We start from the raw sequence: 19632 nt of genomic DNA, 5'->3' as shown, positions 1-19632 counted from the left end.
CTCTCAATGTCGAACTTAAAATATAAGTATCAACTATATAGACACCTGCAGGCTAGCATCCCGCAAATTTATGCGGAAGCGAAAAAGGCAGCCGATGAAATCGGTATCCCCCCGCAACTGAGAGGTAAATTCGGTCTTACCGGAGCGATCTCTGGATGCCCGGCCCCGCTTCGTCGAGATATTGCCGAAGCTACAGAAAAAGGCGGGAAAGAAGTCATTCCCTTGGCCAAACTGATCGATGAGCTTCGGGAGATCGTCAAGGATGTCTATGGCGATGAGTGGGAGCCTGTTCCGACCAGCACTTGTGAAGCGGCTCTGTGGCTTTGCTTTGATACTTTGATGACTCCACCCAATCTGGGCCGAGGTGATAACTACCGTGCCCGGTACATCTGCCCTTATGAAAAGCACATGCACCATCAGGGCGCTTACGGTCGCCCGTTCCCGGCAAAATACAAAGACCTCTACGCTGACCGAGGGACTACTGCCGGCGAGATGGGTTTTTACGGCAAACGGCAGAACAACTTTGATACAGTCATCGTGCCGCTCGTCGGAGCGAAGTACCCTGTTCACGGTGTCAAAGCCCATCCCGTTCCTTTGTTGACCGAAGTAGACCCTGAGGCCTCCATCGAGCAAATGGCTTTGGCCGCCGAAGTTCATGCTCCCTTCTTGACGGGATTTGCATCGCTCGGTTATGACACCCCTGGTTACGGGTACGGCATAAAAGAAGACGACGGTGCGCCCTTGCTCATGAAGCGTATCGGGGAACTGGCTCACGAATACAACGTTCCTTACCTGATCGACAACGCCTGGGGCATACCCTTCGTTGGAACCGATCCGCGCAAAGTTAACGCAGACTTGATTGTCTACGCTATGGACAAGGCATCTGGTGCGGCTACTTCCGGACTCGTCATCGGTCGTGAAGATGTGATGACCCATATTCGCCGGGCCATGGGCTTACATGGTGACCGCTGGGGCACGACGGCGTCCTATGGTAAAGCCGCTTATGTTACCTTCGATCCAGGGAAAGAAGCCTTACTCAGTCAGATCCAGGCCCTGCGAGTCCTCCGGGATAACCCGAAACTGATGACTAAGCCTGTCGATGACTTGGAGCGAATCGTCCGGGAAGAATTCGAACAGATCCACCCCAACATTAAAAAAGGTCTCTTGATCAGCAAATCCTATAACTCCCAGACTGTGGAAGTCAACTACGAAGGAACATGGAAAGATGGCGGTCTTGGATTCCCCATCTTTGCCATCGAAGACATGTATGCCGGAAGCAACATCCTGCAGACTGGTCTAGCCCAGATGGGTGTGATTCCAACGATCGCCTACGATGCTAACATTTTCATCTCGCCGGGTCTTGGCACCAGCGATGATAATGGCCAGTTGATTGAAGATAACATGCGCTATGGGGTCCGCGCATTGGTAAAATTGATGGAAATCGTGGGACGCCACGCCGGAATGATTTAAGGAGGTTAAGCCGTGGCAAAAGTAGTAGTTGTCGGCGGCGGATGGGCTGGAAGTGCCGCAGCGATCGCAGCGGCAAAGGCTGGCGCCGATGTTGTTATGCTTGAACGGACTGACATGCTGTTGGGCACTGGTCTTGTCGGCGGTATCATGCGCAACAACGGCCGCTTTACGGCTACGGAAGAGATGTTTGCCATGGGTGGTGGAGACCTGTTCGAAGTTTGCGATCAGGTCTCCCGCCATAAAAACATCGAATTTCCAGGCCATAAACATGCCAATCTCTATGACGTAGCAAAGGTAGAACCGGCTGTTCGCAACCGTTTGTCCCAGTATAAAAATATCGAATTTCGGACCTTGGCAAGAGTACGGGACATACACATGGAAGGTTCTAAAATCACCGCTGTAGTCATCGACGAGACCGACGCGATCGCTGGTGATGTATTTATCGACGCTAGCGGAACTGCTGGACCGCAAGGCAACTGCGGCAAGTACGGCAACGGTTGCGCCATGTGTATCTATCGTTGTCCCACCTTTGGCGGCCGCGTATCTATCGCCGGTAAAGCTGGCATTAAAGAGATCATCGGGAAAAAAGGAGATGGCAGTTTCGGCGCCATGTCCGGTTCCTGTAAATTGCACAAAGATTCCATTCGCGATGATATCATTGATACCCTGAATAAAACCGGCGTGGCTGTTGTACCGATTCCAGAAGAACTTCGCAAGGAAGACGCCCTCTCCAAAAAGGCGTGCCAACAATATGCGCTCAAAGAGTTTGCCGAGAACGTGATCCTTTTGGATACAGGTCATGCAAAGCTGATGACTCCTTACTATCCGTTGGACAAGCTTCGTCATATCCCTGGCTTCGAAAACGCTCGTTTTGAAGATCCCTATTCCGGCGGTATCGGTAACTCTATGCGTTACATCGGAATGTGCCCTCGCGACAATCATCTCAAAGTAAAAGGGGACGTACAGAATCTCTTCTGTGCCGGAGAGAAAGCGGGTCTTCTGGTGGGACACACGGAGGCTATTGTCACAGGAACACTGGCTGGGCATAACGCCGTTCGCTTTACCTTGAATAAACCGCTGTTGGAAATTTCTCCTTCATTGGCTGTCGGAGATGCTATCGCTCACGTGAACGAACAAATGCAAACCGACGAGGGACTCACGAAAAAGTACACCTTCTCTGGCTCTGTTTATTTCCAACGAATGCAGGAAAAAGGCCTCTACACGACGGATGTCAACGCTATTCGTCAACGAGTAGGTGCGGCGGGTCTCTCTGATGTCTTTGCCAAGCCGGTCTCTTAGGAGGTGAAGCATGGTTACCTTAACAACATTACACTGGATCTTTCTCTTTTACGTACTCGTCGTGATCGTCGTCATGGGCTTGAGACGAGATCCGCTGATTCCCTGTATCATCGGTATTTTGCACATCGGTTGGATGTATTCGGGGAAACTGGTCGGGGCGATCCAATCGGTCTTTAACGCTCTGGTCGTTGCAGGCACCGAGTTTCTGGGGATTATCGTAGTCATCTCCCTAATCGTAGCCATGTCGAAAGTGCTCACGGAGTTAGGTGCTGACTATCTGATCATGCGTCCCGCTGCCAAGTTGATGGTGAATGCCGATGTCGCCTTTTGGATTCTGGGGATCGCTATGCTCATCGTCTCCTGGTTTGTCTGGCCCTCACCGGCGGTGGCTCTGATCGGCGGAATCATGCTCCCTATTGCCGTCCGGGCTGGGCTACCGACCATGGGAGCGGCGATGGCCATGAACCTCTTTGGCCATGGTATCGGGCTTTCTACAGACTATGTGATTCAAGGGGCACCAACGATTACCGCCAAAGCGGCTGGCCTGGATCCGTCGGCTTTGATCCGTGCGTCGGTTCCGCTGATTATCGTTATGGCTTTAGTGACGACGATCATCGCCTATATTCAGGTAAAGCGCGACATTAATGCGAATCGTGCCAAACATGACCAAGAGAGGCTGGCTTTTGAGAAAGAGCAAAAACAAGTGGAAATCACAAGCCTCTCCTATGTATTTGCTGTTCTCGTACCTTTAGCTTTCATCGCAGATGTATGGGCCATGCTCACCTTTGATCTTAAGGGCGGTGATGCTACGGCTCTAGTCGGGGGTACTGCGGCACTGCTGTTGGCATTGGGTTCAATTCTCAAATATGGCGTTGAGTCACTGGAGAAAATTACCGATTTCGTCCGAGACGGGTTCATGTTCGGGATCAAAATCTTCGCTCCCGTCATCATCATCGGTGGATTCTTCTTCTTAGGCAAAGGAGAGCTATCGGCTCAAATTCTCGGAAAAGGTGCCCCTGGTTTTTTGGAAGACGTAGGACTCGCTCTGTCTTCTGCAGTACCGTTAAACAAAGCCTTCATTGCCATCATCGAACTGGCGGCAGGAATGATCGTCGGTCTCGACGGTTCTGGATTCTCTCCATTGCCGCTTGTCGGCTCCATCGCAGCCACTTTTGGTAAGGCCGTTGAATTAAATGTAGCTACTTTAGCGGCTCTCGGCCAAATTGCCGGGGTTTGGACCGGTGGGGGGACCATCATTCCCTGGGGTCTGATCCCTGTGGCGGCTATTGCTGGCGTAAACCCCATCGAACTGGCACGGCGCAACTTTGTCCCTGTCATAGCAGGCCTAGCCGCGACGACATTGGTGGCAATCTTCCTGATGTAAGGTAACAAAGGATAAGCGGAATAACTCGCCGATCATTGCGGCGAGTCTTTTCTTTTTATTCCGGGAAATAAAAACAGCTTCCCGGGGAGAAAATAATCCCAACTTATCCGAAAAGATCTGCTCATGCCATGGATGAGATCTAAAGGAGGAAATATGGTGGCACAGGGAGTTCTTTCCCGCATCATGGATGCGCTCGATCTAGAGACTTTTCTGGTCTGCTCCAGCGAAGAGGAAGGAAAAGAGTTAGCGATCCGTTTAATGAAGTCGCTGGGCTTTCAAGATGTTGACTTGGTTTTTATCCGTTTTGGTGGTCCCGGTGCGAGGATCCGTGTCCGGGCCTACATTTACCGACCTGGACAGGATTATGCCTGGGTTCGCCAAATCGATGACGGGGAAAAGCGAGGTTAAGGACGATGGCCTTTGAACGCAGAAAAATACTCTTAGTTCCTCTCGACCCGGTCCATGACATCGGCTTAAAAATGATCCGCCGTGGGCTAGAGCAGGCTGGACATCAAACGTTACTACTTCCGCCCGATCTACCGCCGGAAGAGATCGTCTCCATCATGGGAAAAGAACACCCGGACCACGTCATGATCAGCCGAACCTTGGGTTATGGCGTAGGCGAAGTGCTCGGCCGTTTTGTCGATCTGGCTGACGCAGCCGGACTGAGGGATAAAACGACTTTAGTTGTGGGCGGTATGGCGGTACGTCCCGAATTGGCAGCAGAATTAGGCTTTGATGCCGGCTTTGGACCTGGAACTTCGGTAGAAGAGGTGGTCGCCTTTGTGGAGGGGCGGCCTTATCAACCGGACTTGGCTGGTGCGAAAAAACAAAAAAAGGATATCACAGCCGGTTATGCTTATGATTTTCGCCATGGAGCCATTGGAAACCTGCTGGAAAAGATCGTCACTGACATCCTCACCTGGGACGAAGGTAAGATTTCACCGGGAATACTACGCTCACGCCTTCGTGATGAAAGCTGGGATGTGGAGAGCTTTCGTCAAGGCAAGGTGAGTCGTGAGTTCTCGGAAGCTTACGCCCAACTCTGTGATCCTGTGCCCCAGGCATTTCATCGAAAAGGAGAAGTGCACCCGAAAACGAGACGTCAGACAGATCAGGAGATCGCTCGATTAGAAGATTATCTGACTAAGACGAAGAGCCGCATGTCCGTCAGCAAGGTGCAGCATGTGGAAGGACAACCAAAAGTATTCATCCAATACGGCACAGGCTGTCCTTTTATGGATATCGCCCACATCAAAGTCTGTGAAGCATGGGGAGCTGACGGTGTCGTCCACTTCGATCCATCCTGGGGCGCCCGGACAGAAGGCTTTATCGGCGGTTTCTTGACCCACCAAGAAGACGGCTCTGTCATCACCCCGGAAAACCTATCCTGGATTAAGGCTGCCTTGGAACCATCCACACTCTGGCAGGTACGAGCCCATCGAGGACTGAACACGGCTGAGACGGTTGTGCTGGCGGGAAAATTGGGCGCTGATTTGACAAAAATCAATATCGCCTATGGATCCTTAGCCGCCGGGACTGATCCGGCTCGGCTCACCGTCGATGGAATCGAAGCCATACGTATGGCTGTGAAATATAAACTACCCTTTGACGTAGTTACCAACGAAGAACTGGCTGGTGTTCCCGCCCATAAAGCTTTTGCGGGCATGTTAATCGTCACAGCTTTGGGACGTCGCCTCGGAGCGAGACCGATCTTGCAACCTCTTTTCTCCTACAGCCCCGAAGTGATGATCGGCGGTCAAATGATCGATAACTATATCGATTTTAACGCGGCCAAGATAGAAGCCTTGCGCAGCATCATCGACGCGCCTCTCTGGCCTGGGGCGCCGATCGGTTTTCTGACACAGACGGAAGACCGTGTCCAGTCGTCTATGACTACTTCTCTCCATGCAGCTTTGGCGGCCGCTTTGCGCGTCGATGCAATTTCCATCGCTTCTTCTGACGAAGCCTATTCGGGAGGCCCCATCATCGCTGCCTCTCGAGTGGACACACTCCAGGCTGTAGCCGAAGGTTTCCGCTTTTTCGGTGAGGGCCGTATAGCGCCCACAAGCCATGCCCAACGATGGGCAGACGAAATGGTAGATAAAATAGAAGCTGTATTAAAAGAAGTCGCACAGGCACCCTCTTTTGTGGAAGCTCTATATGCAGGCCTGCTGGGCAGTAAGGAAGAAGGAGCCTATCCGGGTCGCGGAGGGAGAGGCACCGTTACGGAAAAATGAAGACGATCGGTATCGCCGGGACTGCCAAAAACACCGGGAAAACGACGACCGCCTCGGCACTGCTGCGAGAAGCTTATCGCCGCCAACGCCGAATCGCTATCACTTCCATCGGTTACGATGGGGAAGAGTGGGACAATATCACCGGTTTGCCAAAACCACGTCTTCCCGTACAAAGGGGAACCATTGTCGCCACAGCCCGCAAGTGTCTAGCCGTTTCCAGTGCCAATATCCGTATCCTTGAAGATACGTCCATAACGAGCGCCTTAGGCTCGATCGTGATCGGCGAAGTCGTCGATCCAGGATTAGTGGTGATCGCCGGGCCAAACAAATCGGTCGAGGTGGGCCGTGTAAAAAATGCTTTGGCACGATATCGACCAGACCTTCTCATGGTCGACGGTGCCCTCAACCGGATCGCCCCCATGGTCGAAGTGGATGGTCTGATCCTAGCTACGGGGGCAGCTCGTATCGTCGATCCTCATCGATTGGCCCGGGAGACAGAAAGCATCGCTCGCATTTTCGAACTTCCGTACCGCTCCCCAACCTTTTTTAGCGACAACGGCGGTGTGGCATGGCGGATAGGCGAGAGATGGGTCTCTTTGCCTTTTTCAGGTGCCCAATTGCTCACAACGGAAGATGGAGAAAGTCTGGCCAAAGAGGTGATTGATTTTCTTCCCCAAGAGCATGTGGAAGGCACGATCCAGCTACCGCCTTTAGTGACCACCAAAGCGATCCGCTCACTGCTGACTGCAGCAGGAACAAGACTGAAACAGTGGTCCCTATATTTTCGAGACCCCATCAGCCTTTTGTTGAGTGATTTGCCGGAAGAGACCTATTTCATGCTGGAACAGATGAAATCGATGGGCTTACGTCCCTTTGTTCGAAAAAACCTTCCCCTTTTAGTGGTAACGGTAAACCCCTTTTATCCGGAATATGATCCGGGCAGCCAAACCTATCACGCCCGCTTTCTCCCGTCTGGATTGCTCGAAGGGAGAATCGGCCGAAAAGTTCGAATTCCGGTGATGGATGTCAAACGAAAAGGCGCACGATCGCTTTGGAGAAAAACAATGGGCTTCTAAAGTAAGAAAACAAATTTAAGAGGAGGAATTTCAGGCATTCTGACGAAATAAATTCAAGTTATCCGGGAAGACCGGGAGTGTTCCCGGCTTTCCTGTTTCCAAGCACAGGGGGTCAGGCCTTTGAAAAGTTTCCGTGGAGGCGCCGGTCAGGCCGGGATGCTCATTATCCTGCTCATTGCCGGGGCCATCGTTGGCAGTTTAATTGGCGAAGCACTTAGCCCTGTCGTCCCTGTACTCAAATACAGTAAAAACGTAGATTTAGGACCAGCGAATTTCAACTTAGTATCCTTTAGTATCACCTTGGGATTAGGCATAAAGTTGAATTTAGCCGGTGCCCTTGGAATGATTGTCGGCATTTTCATCTATCGACGGCTCTAACCAATTTTACCAGGAGTGGTTTGCATTGAATCTGATCTTGGCTTCGGCGTCGCCTCGCCGACGCCAGTTACTATCTGAACTGGGAATCGCTTTTGAAGTTTGTCCAAGCAATTTTCCTGAGAGCGGGGTAGAAGAACTGCCTCCGGAACAACAGGCTGTGGCATTGGCGCGAGGAAAAGCTCATTCTGTAGCTGTGCAAGTACAAGAGGGAGTCGTGCTCGGTGCCGATACTATCGTTCTGATCGAAGGCGAAGTACTCGGAAAACCGAAATCACCGGAGCAGGCAAAGGAGATGCTGCTCCGGCTTTCTGGTCGAGCCCACAAGGTGATCACCGGCCTGGCCCTCTTTCGGGTTGAAAAAGGAGAAGTTGTCGGGGAAAGGACCGGATACGAAGAAACAACAGTTTTTTTTCGAAGATTGACGGTTGAAGATGTCGATCTATATGTTTCTACGGGAGACTGCATGGATAAAGCTGGAGCTTACGGCATTCAAGGACTGGCCTCTCTGCTCGTTGAAGGATTGGACGGAGACTATTTCAATGTGGTCGGCTTACCCTTGGTACGGCTGGACAAGCTCCTACGTGATTGGGGATATTCCTTGTTGCGTCTAGGAACGAAAGGGGACAAAGGCGGTTCATAACGTATTCTATTTCCGGCAATGGTTTTGACGGTTCCCCTAAAAAAAGGGGGATTGACCATGGAAGAAGCGTATCGCTTGACCATTAAAGACATGCCTGAAGACCTTCGGCCGCGGGAACGGCTCTTATCAGCAGGACCGCAGGCGTTGACAAATGCCGAATTACTGGCCATTTTGCTGCGGACAGGTACAACTCGGGAGACGGCTATCGATTTGGCCCACCGTATTTTACGCCAAGGGGGCTTGCGTTTTCTCGCTGAAGCCACAGCGGAAGAACTGAGCTCTCTCAAAGGGTTAGGCTTGGCCAAAGCGGCTCAAGTCAAGGCGGCAGTGGAATTGGGCCGTCGGATTGCTTCCACTTCGCCTGAATCAAGGCCCTCAATCCGCTCGCCGGAAGATGTAAGCCGCTTGGTCATGGAAGAAATGCGCTTTATGGATAAAGAGTTTTTTCGTGCTATCGCCCTCAACACCAAAAACCAGGTGCTGAGCATCGAAGATATTTCTGTAGGCAGTCTTTCCTCGTCGATTGTTCATCCGAGAGAACTTTTCAAAGCCTTGATTCGCAAAAGTGCGGCCGCCGTGGTGCTATTACATAACCACCCGAGCGGAGATCCGACGCCGTCTCGGGAGGATCGAGAAATAACGCGGCGAATTGTTGAAGCAGGTAGAATATTGGGTATCGAAGTCCTTGATCATGTCATCATCGGAGATAATCGTTACTCAAGCTTAAAAGAACTCGGATATATTTGAGGGACGACTGAAAATAAGGAGCGAAACATGTTGTTTACAAAAGATTTGGGTATCGACTTGGGAACCGCGAACACCCTCGTTCATATGAAGGGCCGAGGTATCATCTTGCGGGAACCGTCGGTAGTGGCGATTCAGCGAGACACGAGTTCGGTGATGGCTGTCGGGGAAGAGGCTAAACAGATGATTGGCCGGACGCCAGGCAATATTACTGCCATTCGACCGATGAAGGACGGTGTAATCGCCGATTTTGACGTCACTATGGCTATGCTCAAATACTTTATCCGCAAAGCACTGCAATCGACAAATTTCCTGACCCGAGTCCGTGTCGTCGTCTGCGTCCCCTGCGGTGTCACTGCCGTAGAAGAACGGGCCGTTAAGGAAGCGGCTTTACAGGCCGGCGCCAGAGAAGCTTATCTCATCGAGGAACCGATGGCTGCAGCTATCGGAGCGGGTCTTCCTGTTCATGAACCGACTGGCAACATGATCGTCGATATCGGCGGAGGGACGACAGAAGTCGCTGTCATCTCTCTAGGAGGCATCGTGACTTCTAAGTCCATCCGTATCGCTGGGGACGAGATGGATGACGCCATAACGGCTTATATTAAACGCCAATATAACTTGGCTATCGGCGAGCGAACGGCTGAAGAGATCAAAATCACCCTCGGCTCCGCCTATCTTGACCGGTCCGAAGAACTAAAACAAACGATGGATGTGCGAGGCCGCGACCTGGTTTCTGGACTGCCGAAAACGATTCATGTTACGGCCGAAGAGATTCAGCATGCCCTCTCTGAGCCGGTGACGGCCATCGTTGACGCCATTAAGGTTTGTCTAGAAAAAACACCGCCTGAATTGGCTGCAGATCTGATGGAACATGGTATCGTTATGGCCGGAGGCGGTTCCTTGCTGCGCGGACTCGACCGTTTGGTGAGCTTGCAGACGGGAATGCCTGTATACTTGGCCGATGAACCGTTGTCAGCAGTAGCTCTAGGGACGGGTCGCGTCTTAGAGAATATCCCTGCTTTAAAACGGGTGTTATTACCGCAAAAAAGATTAAGTTAGTGTAGAGAGACAGATTAAGGGGGAAGCCCGTTGGCCCGAACAAGATTTAGGAGTACCCTTCTTGTGATCGGTTTAGGCGTTGCGGCCGGCCTGGGACTTCTTCGTATAACGAGTGGCGACCGGGGAGATACGACATGGGCGGAGCGTTTGATTCAAACTATCTTGACGCCATTACAAGCGAGTGTTTCATTCGTTACCCGGGAAACCGGTTCCATCGGCCAGGCAGTCGTCAACTATAAACAAGTTCAGGAGGAAAACGAAAAACTTCTCCGCGAAAATGGTGATCTTCAACGGGAAAACGGACTGCTCCGTCAGAATCAACTGGAGAACCTAAGGCTAAAAGAGTTGCTACAGTTTAAAGAAGAGAAACAAGGGAATTATCAATTGCTGTCCGCCCGAGTGATTGCCCGGGATCCCAATACTTGGTTCCATTCGCTGACGCTGGATCGGGGCTCTGCCGATGGAATCACAAAAGATATGGTTGTCATCAACAATGACGGGCTAATTGGTCATGTCACATCGGTTACATCTCATTCCTGTCAGGTATTGCTGATCATTGACCGAGAAGGTCCTGTCCCTGGCATGCTGCAAACAAGTCGCGAACCGGGTATCGTGGAAACGAAGGCCGACGGCTCTGGTTTGCTGCAAATGGTTCACTTGCGCCGTGACGCTGCTGTCCAAGAAGGACAACTAGTTCTCACCTCCGGATTGGGTACACTATATCCAAAGGGATTGTCTGTTGGATATGTAGTCAGCATCGAACCGGAGCCGAATGGACTGACGAAACGGGCCAGTTTACGGACGGCAGTTGACTTTCAACGTCTCGAAGAGGTATTTATCATTCAAAAGGTCATTCGCCAGGAGGGAGATTAGGTGCGATTTGTAATCTTAGCTCTCCTGACGGTGATCAATATTGTTCTTCAGACCACATTGTTAAATCATCTGTCCATCGGCGGAGTTGTCCTTCACCTGGTGCTGATTCAGGTGATCTTTGTGGGGATTATGAACGGATCCCGGTTTGGCGGCCTTTTTGGTGTCCTAGCGGGGCTGTTGCTGGATCTGGTAGCAGGAAGATATATTGGACTCAATGGGCTCTCCATGGCAGCTATCGGAGCAGCTGCCGGTTTGATCGAAGGTCGGCTCTACAGGGATAATTTGATTGTTCCCCTGGGAAGCGTTCTCGTGGGCACCCTTCTTTTCAACGGTCTAGCCTTTCTGCTGGCGACGTTTGCAGGATTGCGTTTGACGGCAATCAGTTTTTTCATGACCCTTTTGATCCAGACTCTATATAACACAGCGGCAGTCCCTTTGTTATACGGCCTCTTTTACCGGGCCGCTGATCAAGGATGGTTGCCTAAGGAAGAGGTGGGATCATGAGCGTCGAATTAGGAGATTTAACAGGAAAATTTGGGAGCGACTTAAATAACGATCCGCCCGCGGCAAAACGAAGAAAAGATCTGGAATCGATCTTCCGGGGTTTCTCTATATTGACGGTCCTCGTCTTTGTGGTGCTTGCGTCCCGTTTAGTCTATTTGCAATTTATCGCATCCGATCAGTACACCACCACATCCGAAGAAAACCGGATCAAGCTGCTTCCGATTCCAGCCATGCGGGGCGATATTGTCGACCGAAACGGTATCACCTTAGCTACTTCTATACCGGTGTACAATGCCTATGTTACTTATTTGGGTTTGCAAAATACCGATATGAATGGCGTCATCGATAGGATCGCTCGGATTCTGAGTGCGAATGATCCTAAGATTACACCTGATTACATTAAGAACCTGATCAACAACCAAAAGTTTCGGCTCTACGAACCCATTTTGATTAAGTCTGGCTTAAGCGAGACCGAAGTAGCCATGTTGGAAGAGAGACGAGCCGACCTTCCCGGTCTGGTCGTGGAAAAAGGACCTGTTCGTTCTTATCCGCCTTATGAAGGCACTCGAATCGCCGGTCACATGTTAGGCTATGTTCGGGAAATCAGTGAAGACGAATTAAAACGCTTATCGGAACAAAAAACGGATCAGAAATACGATCTGAATGATATGATCGGTAAATTCGGCTTAGAGAAAGCCTACGAGTCTTACTTGAGAGGCGAAGATGGCTATCAGCAGGTGGAGGTTAACCGTACAAACCGGCCTATCCGGAACTTGTTCACGCAAGACCCGATTCCCGGAAATCGACTTGTCTTGACGATCGATGCGAAAGTCCAAAAAGCCATGGAAGATAGCATGGACAAGACGCTTGCCCAGTTGCAACGGGAAAACCCTAAAGCGAAGGCGGGCGCCGCCGTAGCTATCAACGTAAAAACCGGGGCCATCCTGGGCATGGTTTCCCGCCCTAATCTCGACCCAAATGATTTCATCGGTGTCATGGATCAGTCGATGGCCGATTATTATTTCCGCTCTGATCCTCCAGCCCACATCAATCGGACGATTCAAGCGGCCTATCCGCCCGGTTCCACCTTCAAACCGATCACAGCTATGGCGGCACTCGAAGCGGGGAAGCTCGACCCTCATGAACACATCACCTGTACAGGCGCTTATTGGGAAAAACCGAATATCAAGTGCTGGCAAGTCCATGGATCGGTCGATTTAAACGATGCCTTAGCGAAGTCCTGTAACGTCTATTTTCAGGAGATGGGACGACGGGCCGGCATCGACAATATTAACCAGGTTGCACGAGAATTTGGTCTTGGACAGGAAACCGGAATTGCCCTGCCGGGAGAAGAAGAAGGTCTATTGCCAGGAAGAGATTGGAAACGCGCTTGGGGGAGTTCCTATGCGAATAACCGCTATCAAGCTCGCATTCGAGAGTTAGAGAAGCAAACACAGGAACAAATGAACAACGCCCAGTCAGACGAAGAAAAGCAAAAAATCCAGAAAAAAGACGGCCAGATGCGAAAAATCATTGAACGGGATTATAAAAGTGATTTGAACTACTGGCCCTATTGGCAGGCTTACGAAACGTACAACACGTCTATTGGACAGGGACGAAACCAATACACCATCCTGCAATTGGCCAACTACATCGCCACACTGGCTAACGGAGGAACACGCTATCAGCCTTATTTGGTCGATCACATTGAATCACCTGACAAACAGGTCGTTCAACAGTTTAATCCTACTATCATCAATCAAGTCTCTGTCAGTCCGGAAAATATCGCTTTGGTTCGGAAGGCGATGCATGCCGTAGCTGACGAGGGAGGAACAGCCAACTATTTGTTCCAAGACTTCCCTTTCCAGGTGGCTGCCAAAACCGGAACTGCCGAGACCGGCCGAGCCGGGGACGATAAAGAAAGAGATTACCACGGCGTCTTCGTCGCCTTCGCACCTTTTGACAACCCGGAAATCGCCTTTGCCGGTGTCATCGAGTATGGTTATCATGGCGGCTCCTCGGCGGGTGTCGTTGCCCGAGCTGCTTTTGAACAGTACTTCGGTTTAAAACCGTCTGCTTCTGGCGCTCTGGTGCCTACAGGACGTGTCGAAGAATAAGAAACGAGGAGCTTCTCCTCGTTTTTTTGTTTTTCTTTGAAGGAATTCCCCTCGAAGCGTAGAATTTATTGTTGAATTAAAATGGTAAAGTTATGGAAATCTGCTGAAGGGCTGAGGATGACGGCAATGAAGAAAGCAGATATCGTGATTAAAGGTTCAAAAGACGGGCTTACCTTTTATCTGGACTCGCAGTGCGATTTTTCCGACTTGGTTATTGCCATCGAGCAAAAGCTTGCGTCAGCCGATTGTTTTCTTGTCGGCGCTCATGTGAATGTAGATGTAGGTTTGCGCAAATTGACAGAGGAACAAATCGAACGACTTCGAATCCTCTTCCCGTCATACGGGCTTATATTGCGAGGCATTACATCCTGGTCTGATTCCGAAGGAAACAATGACGAGGGGGAGGGGGCAATTATGAAAGGAAATCGAGAACGCATCTATCAAATCGCGAATCACCTCTATGAATCAAGCGAACGTCCCGAACCCGCTGGTGAAAGCAGAAACCTTGAATCGAAAGAATCGATCGTTTCCTTCGTGCCTGCAGCTATGGAGGCGCCTCCATCTTCCTTATCGACGGCAGCAACCGATGACGGGGCTGAAAATGAAGCCCCCATCATCACACTGGGCGGTGATGAACAGACCTTGCTGATCCAACGGACTCTGCGTTCCGGCCAAACGGTGCGTTACCCTGGAAATGTGGTCATTTTAGGGGATGTCAATCCGGGGGCCGAGGTGATCGCCGGAGGAAACATCATCGTCATGGGCGTTTTTCGAGGCGTAGCTCATGCTGGTGCGTTGGGCAGCTTGGACGCAGTGGTGACCGCCTATCGGCTCCGGCCCACTCAACTGCGCATCGCTAACCATATTACCCGTCCACCTGATGAAGATGACGACGGACCGGACCATCCGGAAATCGGCCGCATCCGGGACGGTATGGTGACGATCGAGCGTTATCACTATGGTAGCAAATCTTTTGGCAAAGACGCATAAGGGAGGAACTCAAATGGGTGAAGTAATGGTCATCACCTCGGGCAAAGGCGGCGTCGGTAAGACTACGACAACGGCGAACATTGGAACCGGATTGGCTTCCCTCGGATATAAGGTCGTTTTAGTCGATACGGATATCGGGTTACGCAACCTCGATGTGGTCATGGGCCTTGAAAACCGAATCGTTTATGATATCGTTGATGTGACCAGCGGCCAAGTCTCATATTCAAAAGCTTTGATCAAGGACAAGCGGTTCCCCGACGGACGACTGAACCTATTACCGGCTGCACAGACGAAAGATAAGACTGCTGTCAACCAGGCTCAGATGCAAAAACTCTGTGAAGATTTGAAAAAAGAATTTGACTTTGTTTTGATTGATTGTCCGGCTGGAATCGAACAAGGGTTTAAAAATGCTATCGCCGGTGCGGAAAAGGCCATCGTAGTAACGACTCCCGAAGTATCGGCGATTCGCGATGCCGACCGGATCATCGGCTTACTGGAAGCAGGAGGACTGCGCAATCCCCGTTTGATCATCAACCGCCTCCGACCGGCCATGGTGAAACAAGGAGACATGATGTCGATTGAGGATATGGTCGACATCCTCGCCATCGACGTGCTTGGTGTAGTACCGGAAGATGACACCATCGTCATTTCGACGAACAAGGGGGAACCAGCTGTTCTCGATGATAACTCACGGGCAGGTCAAGCCTATCGCAACATCACCCGCCGTCTAACCGGTGCTGATGTGCCATTGATGAACTTGGAAGTCTCTGAAGGGCTCTTTGACAAAGTGCGCAAGATTTTTGGCATGGGCCGATAATAGGGTTTTGAAAGGAAAGGGGGCTGGGGGCCCATGGCGGTGCTGGACTTTCTCAACCGCATGTTTAGCCGGGAAAACTCCAACAATAGCAAGAACATAGCTAAAGAACGCCTGCGATTAGTTTTGGTACACGACCGCAGCAGTGTTTCTCCCGAGATCATTGAAGCCCTCAAAGAAGACCTCATCCGGGTCATCTCGAATTATATGGAAATCGATGAAAGATCGCTGGAAGTTAATTTGAACAACGAGGATAGTTCTGTCGCTTTAGTTGCCAACATTCCTGTGCTAGGATTGAAACGGAGAAATGTTCCTCGATAAAGCCGATTTGATCGTTCTGGCCCCTCTATGAATGAGGGGCTTTTCATCTTTTCTGCGATCCCCTATAATTGATTAAGGTATGCCAATCAAAAGGAGGTTAGGAGGAACACCGTTGCAGCGAAAACTCATCCGAAATTTGGACTATACCCTGGCAGCAGTCGTGGTTCTCCTGTTGGCATTCAGTCTAGTCGTCATGAGAAGTGCATCTGCGAATGTAGGAGCCGAACCGTTAGATTTCGTAATTAAACAGACTCTCTGGATTTTTACAGGTTTAGTGGTTATCGGCGTCTCCTTGTTTTTTCGCTATCAAACTTTTGCACGCTATTCCTGGTACATCTACGGGTTTAATTTAGTCATCTTGTTAAGCGTTATTCTAGTCGGTGTAAACGTAAACGGAGCCCACCGTTGGATTAACATCGCCGGTTTTCAGTTTCAGCCTTCTGAGTTTGCTAAGCTGTTTATCATTATCGGATTTGCTGATTTTTTGACGACACGGCAAGGAAGACTGGACACGCTGAAAGATTTACTGCCTTGTTTTATCTACATCGCTGTTCCGATGTTGCTAATCTTAAAACAACCTGATTTAGGTACGTCGCTGGTGTTTCTGGCCATCATGCTGGGGATGATGGTTGTGGCAGGCGCCAATAAAAAGATCATGGGCTTGTTAACCTTCGGCAGTCTCGCTGTGGCTATATTCGCCATATACGGCCATATGACCTGGGGTTGGTGGTTACCCTTACAAGATTACCAAATAAAACGGTTAATCATCTTTTTAGACCCTGATATCGATCCCTTAAAAAGCGGATACCATATACGGCAATCGCTCATCGCGATTGGGTCTGGTGGTCTATTTGGGAAGGGGTTGTTCCAAGGGAGTCAAGCCCAGCTGAACTTTTTGCCGGAACACCACACCGACTTTATCTTCTCTGTCATTGGCGAAGAATTGGGTTTTATCGGCTCTGTTAGTCTGTTGACACTCTTTCTGGTGATGATCCTCCGCGGAATCAAAATCGCCCTGGATGCCCGCGATACCTACGGTACCCTCTTGGTTACTGGCGTTGTTTCCATGTGGCTCTTCCAAGTGCTTGTAAACGTAGGAATGACAACAGGGATTATGCCCGTTACCGGAATCCCCTTGCCATTTGTCAGCTATGGCGGCTCTGCCATGATAACAAACATGACTTGTATAGGATTGCTTCTCAACGTCTGTTTGCGCAGGCAGTCGATAACGTTTTAGAGGTGGACGAGGCGTGAGTCAGCTAAAAGTCAACGATTTGATCCAGATTCTTATTCCGTCCGGCAGCATCTATTCAGGCCATTATAAAAGCAGAGTCGAAGATATGGATAAGGATACATTGACTCTCGCTCTTCCGATCAAAGATGGTCAATTGATTCCCCTGCACGTGGGTGAGCAGGTCATCTTTTATCTCTCGACGGAAAACGGTGTTTGGGTTTATCAATCGGTAATTCAATCTCGACGTTCTCAGCCCTTACCCGTCATCATCGTATCCAAGCCAATCCGGGCTGATAAAGTACAGCGGCGAAACTTCTATCGTTTCCCTGTGTTTTTAGAAAGCCAATTCGCTTTGCAACTGCCTGAGACAGACCCGAAAGATTGGCCTTGGAATAAAATGTGGATCCGCAATATCTCCGGCGGCGGGGTCTGTATCGCTTCCAAAGAGCAGATCAAAGTAGGTGAAAAGGTGCTTGTCGATCTGCCGATTGGGAGAGAAGCATTGCGTCTAGGAGGCCAGGTAAAGCGAGTCACCGTAGATGGCGAAGGGAAGGAAGCGCAGTTTTTGCTGGGAGTGGAATTTCTTCAACCCTCACGGGGGCAGCAGGAACAAATCATCCAATATATTTTTACGCGACAGCGGGAACAACGGAACCAAGGATTGCGCTAAAGCCCTGCCGGTCATGCCGGCGGGGCTGACTTTTTTAGGACCTAAGTATCTGTCGAAATTAAACTTAAACATATATAATGAAAATAGTATTCCTTTGTCGAACTAAAGGAGTGGATTTCATTGGCGATGGCTTGTTCAACCTATTTAGGTTTGACGATTCGGACTCCGAAAACGGGAGACTTTTGCCGCTGGTGGAACCGACGGTTACCCTTGCAAGTTTTGGCTTGGGAATTACAATCAGAGCATCCGGCTCCGATTGTGGCTGTACGAGTCAACAATGTGCTGGAAGATCTTGAGTACGTACCGTCTAGGGATTGCCAAGTGGAAATGGTAGATATGTCCTCCGAGATTGGACTTCGCGTCTATGCGAAGAGTTTAACTTTTATTTTAATGCGTGCAGCCAAAGAGTTGTTTCCTGAACGACAGTTGGAGATCCAGTTTTCATTAAACAAAGGCTTCTACGGTGAAATGCTCGGGGAACAGCCGTTGACTCCAGAGATGGTTGATAGACTGCGAGAGCGCATGTGGGATATTGTGAGGGCCGCCGAACCGATCGAACGGAGAGTTGTCAACCGGGAAGAAGCTATTCGGCTCCTTACGGATGCCGAACGGATGGAACAGGCAAAGATCCTGCGTTATCGCAAACAGGATTTAGTCAACATCTACAGTTGTGGAGAATTTATCGATTTTAGTGACGAGATCATGGTCCCCCATACGGGTCTGATCACGACATATCAACTGGTCCATCACGTATCTGGTTTTCTGTTGCGGTTTCCCGATCAATCCGATCCTTTTCGTATCCCTGATAACGTGGAACAAAAGAAATTAAGTTTTATCTTTCGTGAATCAGACAAGTGGTCAAAGATTGTCAAAGTATCTGACGTCTGTGACCTCAATCATTACATTGAGACGGGGGAAACGGGAGAACTCATTCGCATCGCCGAGGCGCTCCACGAGAAGAAAATCGCCCAGATTGCCGACCAGATTGCTGCAGAACCGGAAAAACACAGGTTGATTCTGATCGCTGGACCATCTTCATCGGGAAAAACCACCTTCGCCCAGCGGTTAAAAATCCAGTTGCGTGTAAACGGGATGAATCCGGTAACGTTGTCGACAGATGATTATTTCGTTCCAAGGACAGAGACACCTCACGATGAGTTCGGAAAACCCGATTATGAATCCATTCATGCGGTAGACTGTGAACTGATCAATAGGGACTTGAGCAGACTGATACAGGGTGAAGATGTGGAAATTCCCCAATATAATTTTCATACGGGAGAACGGGAGTATAGAGGCAAATATCTATCTGTTGATGTAAATCAACCTATCATCATTGAAGGAATTCACGGTTTGAATGAGAAGCTCACTCAAGCAGTGGTTCGTTCTAATAAGTTCAAGATTTATGTAAGTGCACTCGTCGAGCTGAATCTAAATCCGATGAATCATATCAAGACGACCGATGCCCGCTGTATCCGGCGTATTGTTCGAGACTTCCAGTTCCGTTCCCACAGTCCACGAAGAACATTAGATATGTGGCCCTCCGTTCGACGCGGGGAAAGCCGGTGGATTTTTCCCTTCCAAGAAGAAGCCGACGTGATGTTTAATTCCGCTTTGGTCTACGAATTAGCTGTCTTATCTCGCTATGCAATCCCCTTGTTGCAACAAGTGAATCCCGACGTAGAGGTCTACGGTGAGGCCCAACGTTTGCTTACCCTGATCGATTATTTCCTGCCTGTCAACGACGATGAAATCCCTAACAACTCCATACTTCGAGAATTTATCGGAGGCAGTTGTTTTTTCAAGGAGCATTAATCAG

The 19632-nt window shown here is 50.1% G+C and carries 19 protein-coding genes; all 19 read left to right on the top strand.

All coding sequences use genetic code 11. From position 1 onward, the window contains the following. The first annotated feature begins 6 nt into the window (after positions 1 to 6). A complete protein-coding gene (locus tag H1S01_RS05250) occupies positions 7 to 1470 on the top strand; it encodes a PLP-dependent aminotransferase family protein (RefSeq protein WP_188039046.1) in 1464 nt (487 codons plus the stop codon). Positions 1471 to 1482: 12 nt separating this feature from the next. Beyond that, complete coding sequence (locus H1S01_RS05245) at positions 1483 to 2769, top strand: FAD-dependent oxidoreductase (RefSeq protein WP_188039045.1); 1287 nt, start codon at positions 1483 to 1485, stop codon at positions 2767 to 2769. 10 nt (positions 2770 to 2779) lie between these two features. Further along, complete coding sequence (locus H1S01_RS05240) at positions 2780 to 4153, top strand: hypothetical protein (protein WP_188039044.1); 1374 nt, start codon at positions 2780 to 2782, stop codon at positions 4151 to 4153. A gap of 156 nt (positions 4154 to 4309) precedes the next feature. Beyond that, the gene (locus H1S01_RS05235) at positions 4310 to 4561 is read left to right on the top strand and encodes a hypothetical protein (protein WP_341479037.1); all 252 of its coding nucleotides are present in this window, start codon (positions 4310 to 4312) and stop codon (positions 4559 to 4561) included. 5 nt (positions 4562 to 4566) lie between these two features. Continuing rightward, entirely contained in the window at positions 4567 to 6393 is a 1827-nt protein-coding gene (locus H1S01_RS05230; protein WP_188039042.1) for a cobalamin B12-binding domain-containing protein, read from the top strand. Then, on the top strand, positions 6390 to 7469 hold the full coding sequence (locus tag H1S01_RS05225) for a hypothetical protein (protein ID WP_188039041.1): 1080 nt from the start codon (positions 6390 to 6392) through the stop codon (positions 7467 to 7469). The genes H1S01_RS05230 and H1S01_RS05225 overlap by 4 nt, the downstream gene beginning before the upstream one ends. 120 nt (positions 7470 to 7589) lie before the next feature. Next, positions 7590 to 7847, top strand: coding sequence for a DUF4321 domain-containing protein (locus tag H1S01_RS05220; RefSeq protein ID WP_188039040.1), 258 nt, complete (start codon positions 7590 to 7592; stop codon positions 7845 to 7847). 25 nt (positions 7848 to 7872) lie between these two features. Further along, entirely contained in the window at positions 7873 to 8487 is a 615-nt protein-coding gene (locus H1S01_RS05215; protein WP_188039039.1) for a Maf family protein, read from the top strand. A 57-nt stretch (positions 8488 to 8544) separates the two neighbouring features. After that, positions 8545 to 9234 carry a RadC family protein gene (radC, locus tag H1S01_RS05210; RefSeq protein ID WP_188039038.1) on the top strand — a complete coding sequence of 230 codons (690 nt, stop codon included), beginning with the start codon at positions 8545 to 8547 and terminating at the stop codon, positions 9232 to 9234. Between the two features lie 27 nt (positions 9235 to 9261). Further along, on the top strand, positions 9262 to 10293 hold the full coding sequence (locus tag H1S01_RS05205) for a rod shape-determining protein (RefSeq protein ID WP_188039037.1): 1032 nt from the start codon (positions 9262 to 9264) through the stop codon (positions 10291 to 10293). A 63-nt stretch (positions 10294 to 10356) separates the two neighbouring features. Continuing rightward, positions 10357 to 11166 carry a rod shape-determining protein MreC gene (gene mreC, locus H1S01_RS05200; protein WP_188039036.1) on the top strand — a complete coding sequence of 270 codons (810 nt, stop codon included), beginning with the start codon at positions 10357 to 10359 and terminating at the stop codon, positions 11164 to 11166. Continuing rightward, the gene (gene mreD, locus H1S01_RS05195; RefSeq protein ID WP_188039035.1) at positions 11167 to 11670 is read left to right on the top strand and encodes a rod shape-determining protein MreD; all 504 of its coding nucleotides are present in this window, start codon (positions 11167 to 11169) and stop codon (positions 11668 to 11670) included. Next, positions 11667 to 13787, top strand: a complete 2121-nt coding sequence (gene mrdA, locus H1S01_RS05190) for a penicillin-binding protein 2 (RefSeq protein WP_188039034.1) — start codon at positions 11667 to 11669, stop codon at positions 13785 to 13787. The genes mreD and mrdA overlap by 4 nt, the downstream gene beginning before the upstream one ends. A gap of 126 nt (positions 13788 to 13913) precedes the next feature. Further along, complete coding sequence (gene minC, locus H1S01_RS05185) at positions 13914 to 14777, top strand: septum site-determining protein MinC (protein WP_188039033.1); 864 nt, start codon at positions 13914 to 13916, stop codon at positions 14775 to 14777. A gap of 13 nt (positions 14778 to 14790) precedes the next feature. Continuing rightward, positions 14791 to 15594, top strand: coding sequence for a septum site-determining protein MinD (gene minD, locus H1S01_RS05180; protein WP_188039032.1), 804 nt, complete (start codon positions 14791 to 14793; stop codon positions 15592 to 15594). Between the two features lie 39 nt (positions 15595 to 15633). Continuing rightward, positions 15634 to 15912 (top strand): cell division topological specificity factor MinE, encoded by a 279-nt coding sequence (minE, locus tag H1S01_RS05175; RefSeq protein WP_170291650.1) that lies wholly within the window; start codon positions 15634 to 15636, stop codon positions 15910 to 15912. Between the two features lie 79 nt (positions 15913 to 15991). After that, entirely contained in the window at positions 15992 to 17149 is a 1158-nt protein-coding gene (rodA, locus tag H1S01_RS05170) for a rod shape-determining protein RodA (protein ID WP_188039031.1), read from the top strand. Positions 17150 to 17162: 13 nt separating this feature from the next. Then, positions 17163 to 17816: a flagellar brake domain-containing protein gene (locus H1S01_RS05165; RefSeq protein WP_188039030.1), complete on the top strand. Its 654-nt coding sequence runs from the start codon at positions 17163 to 17165 to the stop codon at positions 17814 to 17816. A gap of 126 nt (positions 17817 to 17942) precedes the next feature. Beyond that, positions 17943 to 19628, top strand: coding sequence for a nucleoside kinase (locus tag H1S01_RS05160; RefSeq protein WP_188039187.1), 1686 nt, complete (start codon positions 17943 to 17945; stop codon positions 19626 to 19628). Positions 19629 to 19632: the final 4 nt, after the last annotated feature.

The organism is Heliobacterium chlorum (assembly GCF_014502795.1).
In the GTDB taxonomy this organism is placed as follows: Bacteria; Bacillota; Desulfitobacteriia; order Heliobacteriales; family Heliobacteriaceae; genus Heliobacterium; species Heliobacterium chlorum.
Note: the sequence above shows the minus strand (reverse complement) of the source record. Positions and strands in the feature narration are given on the sequence as shown.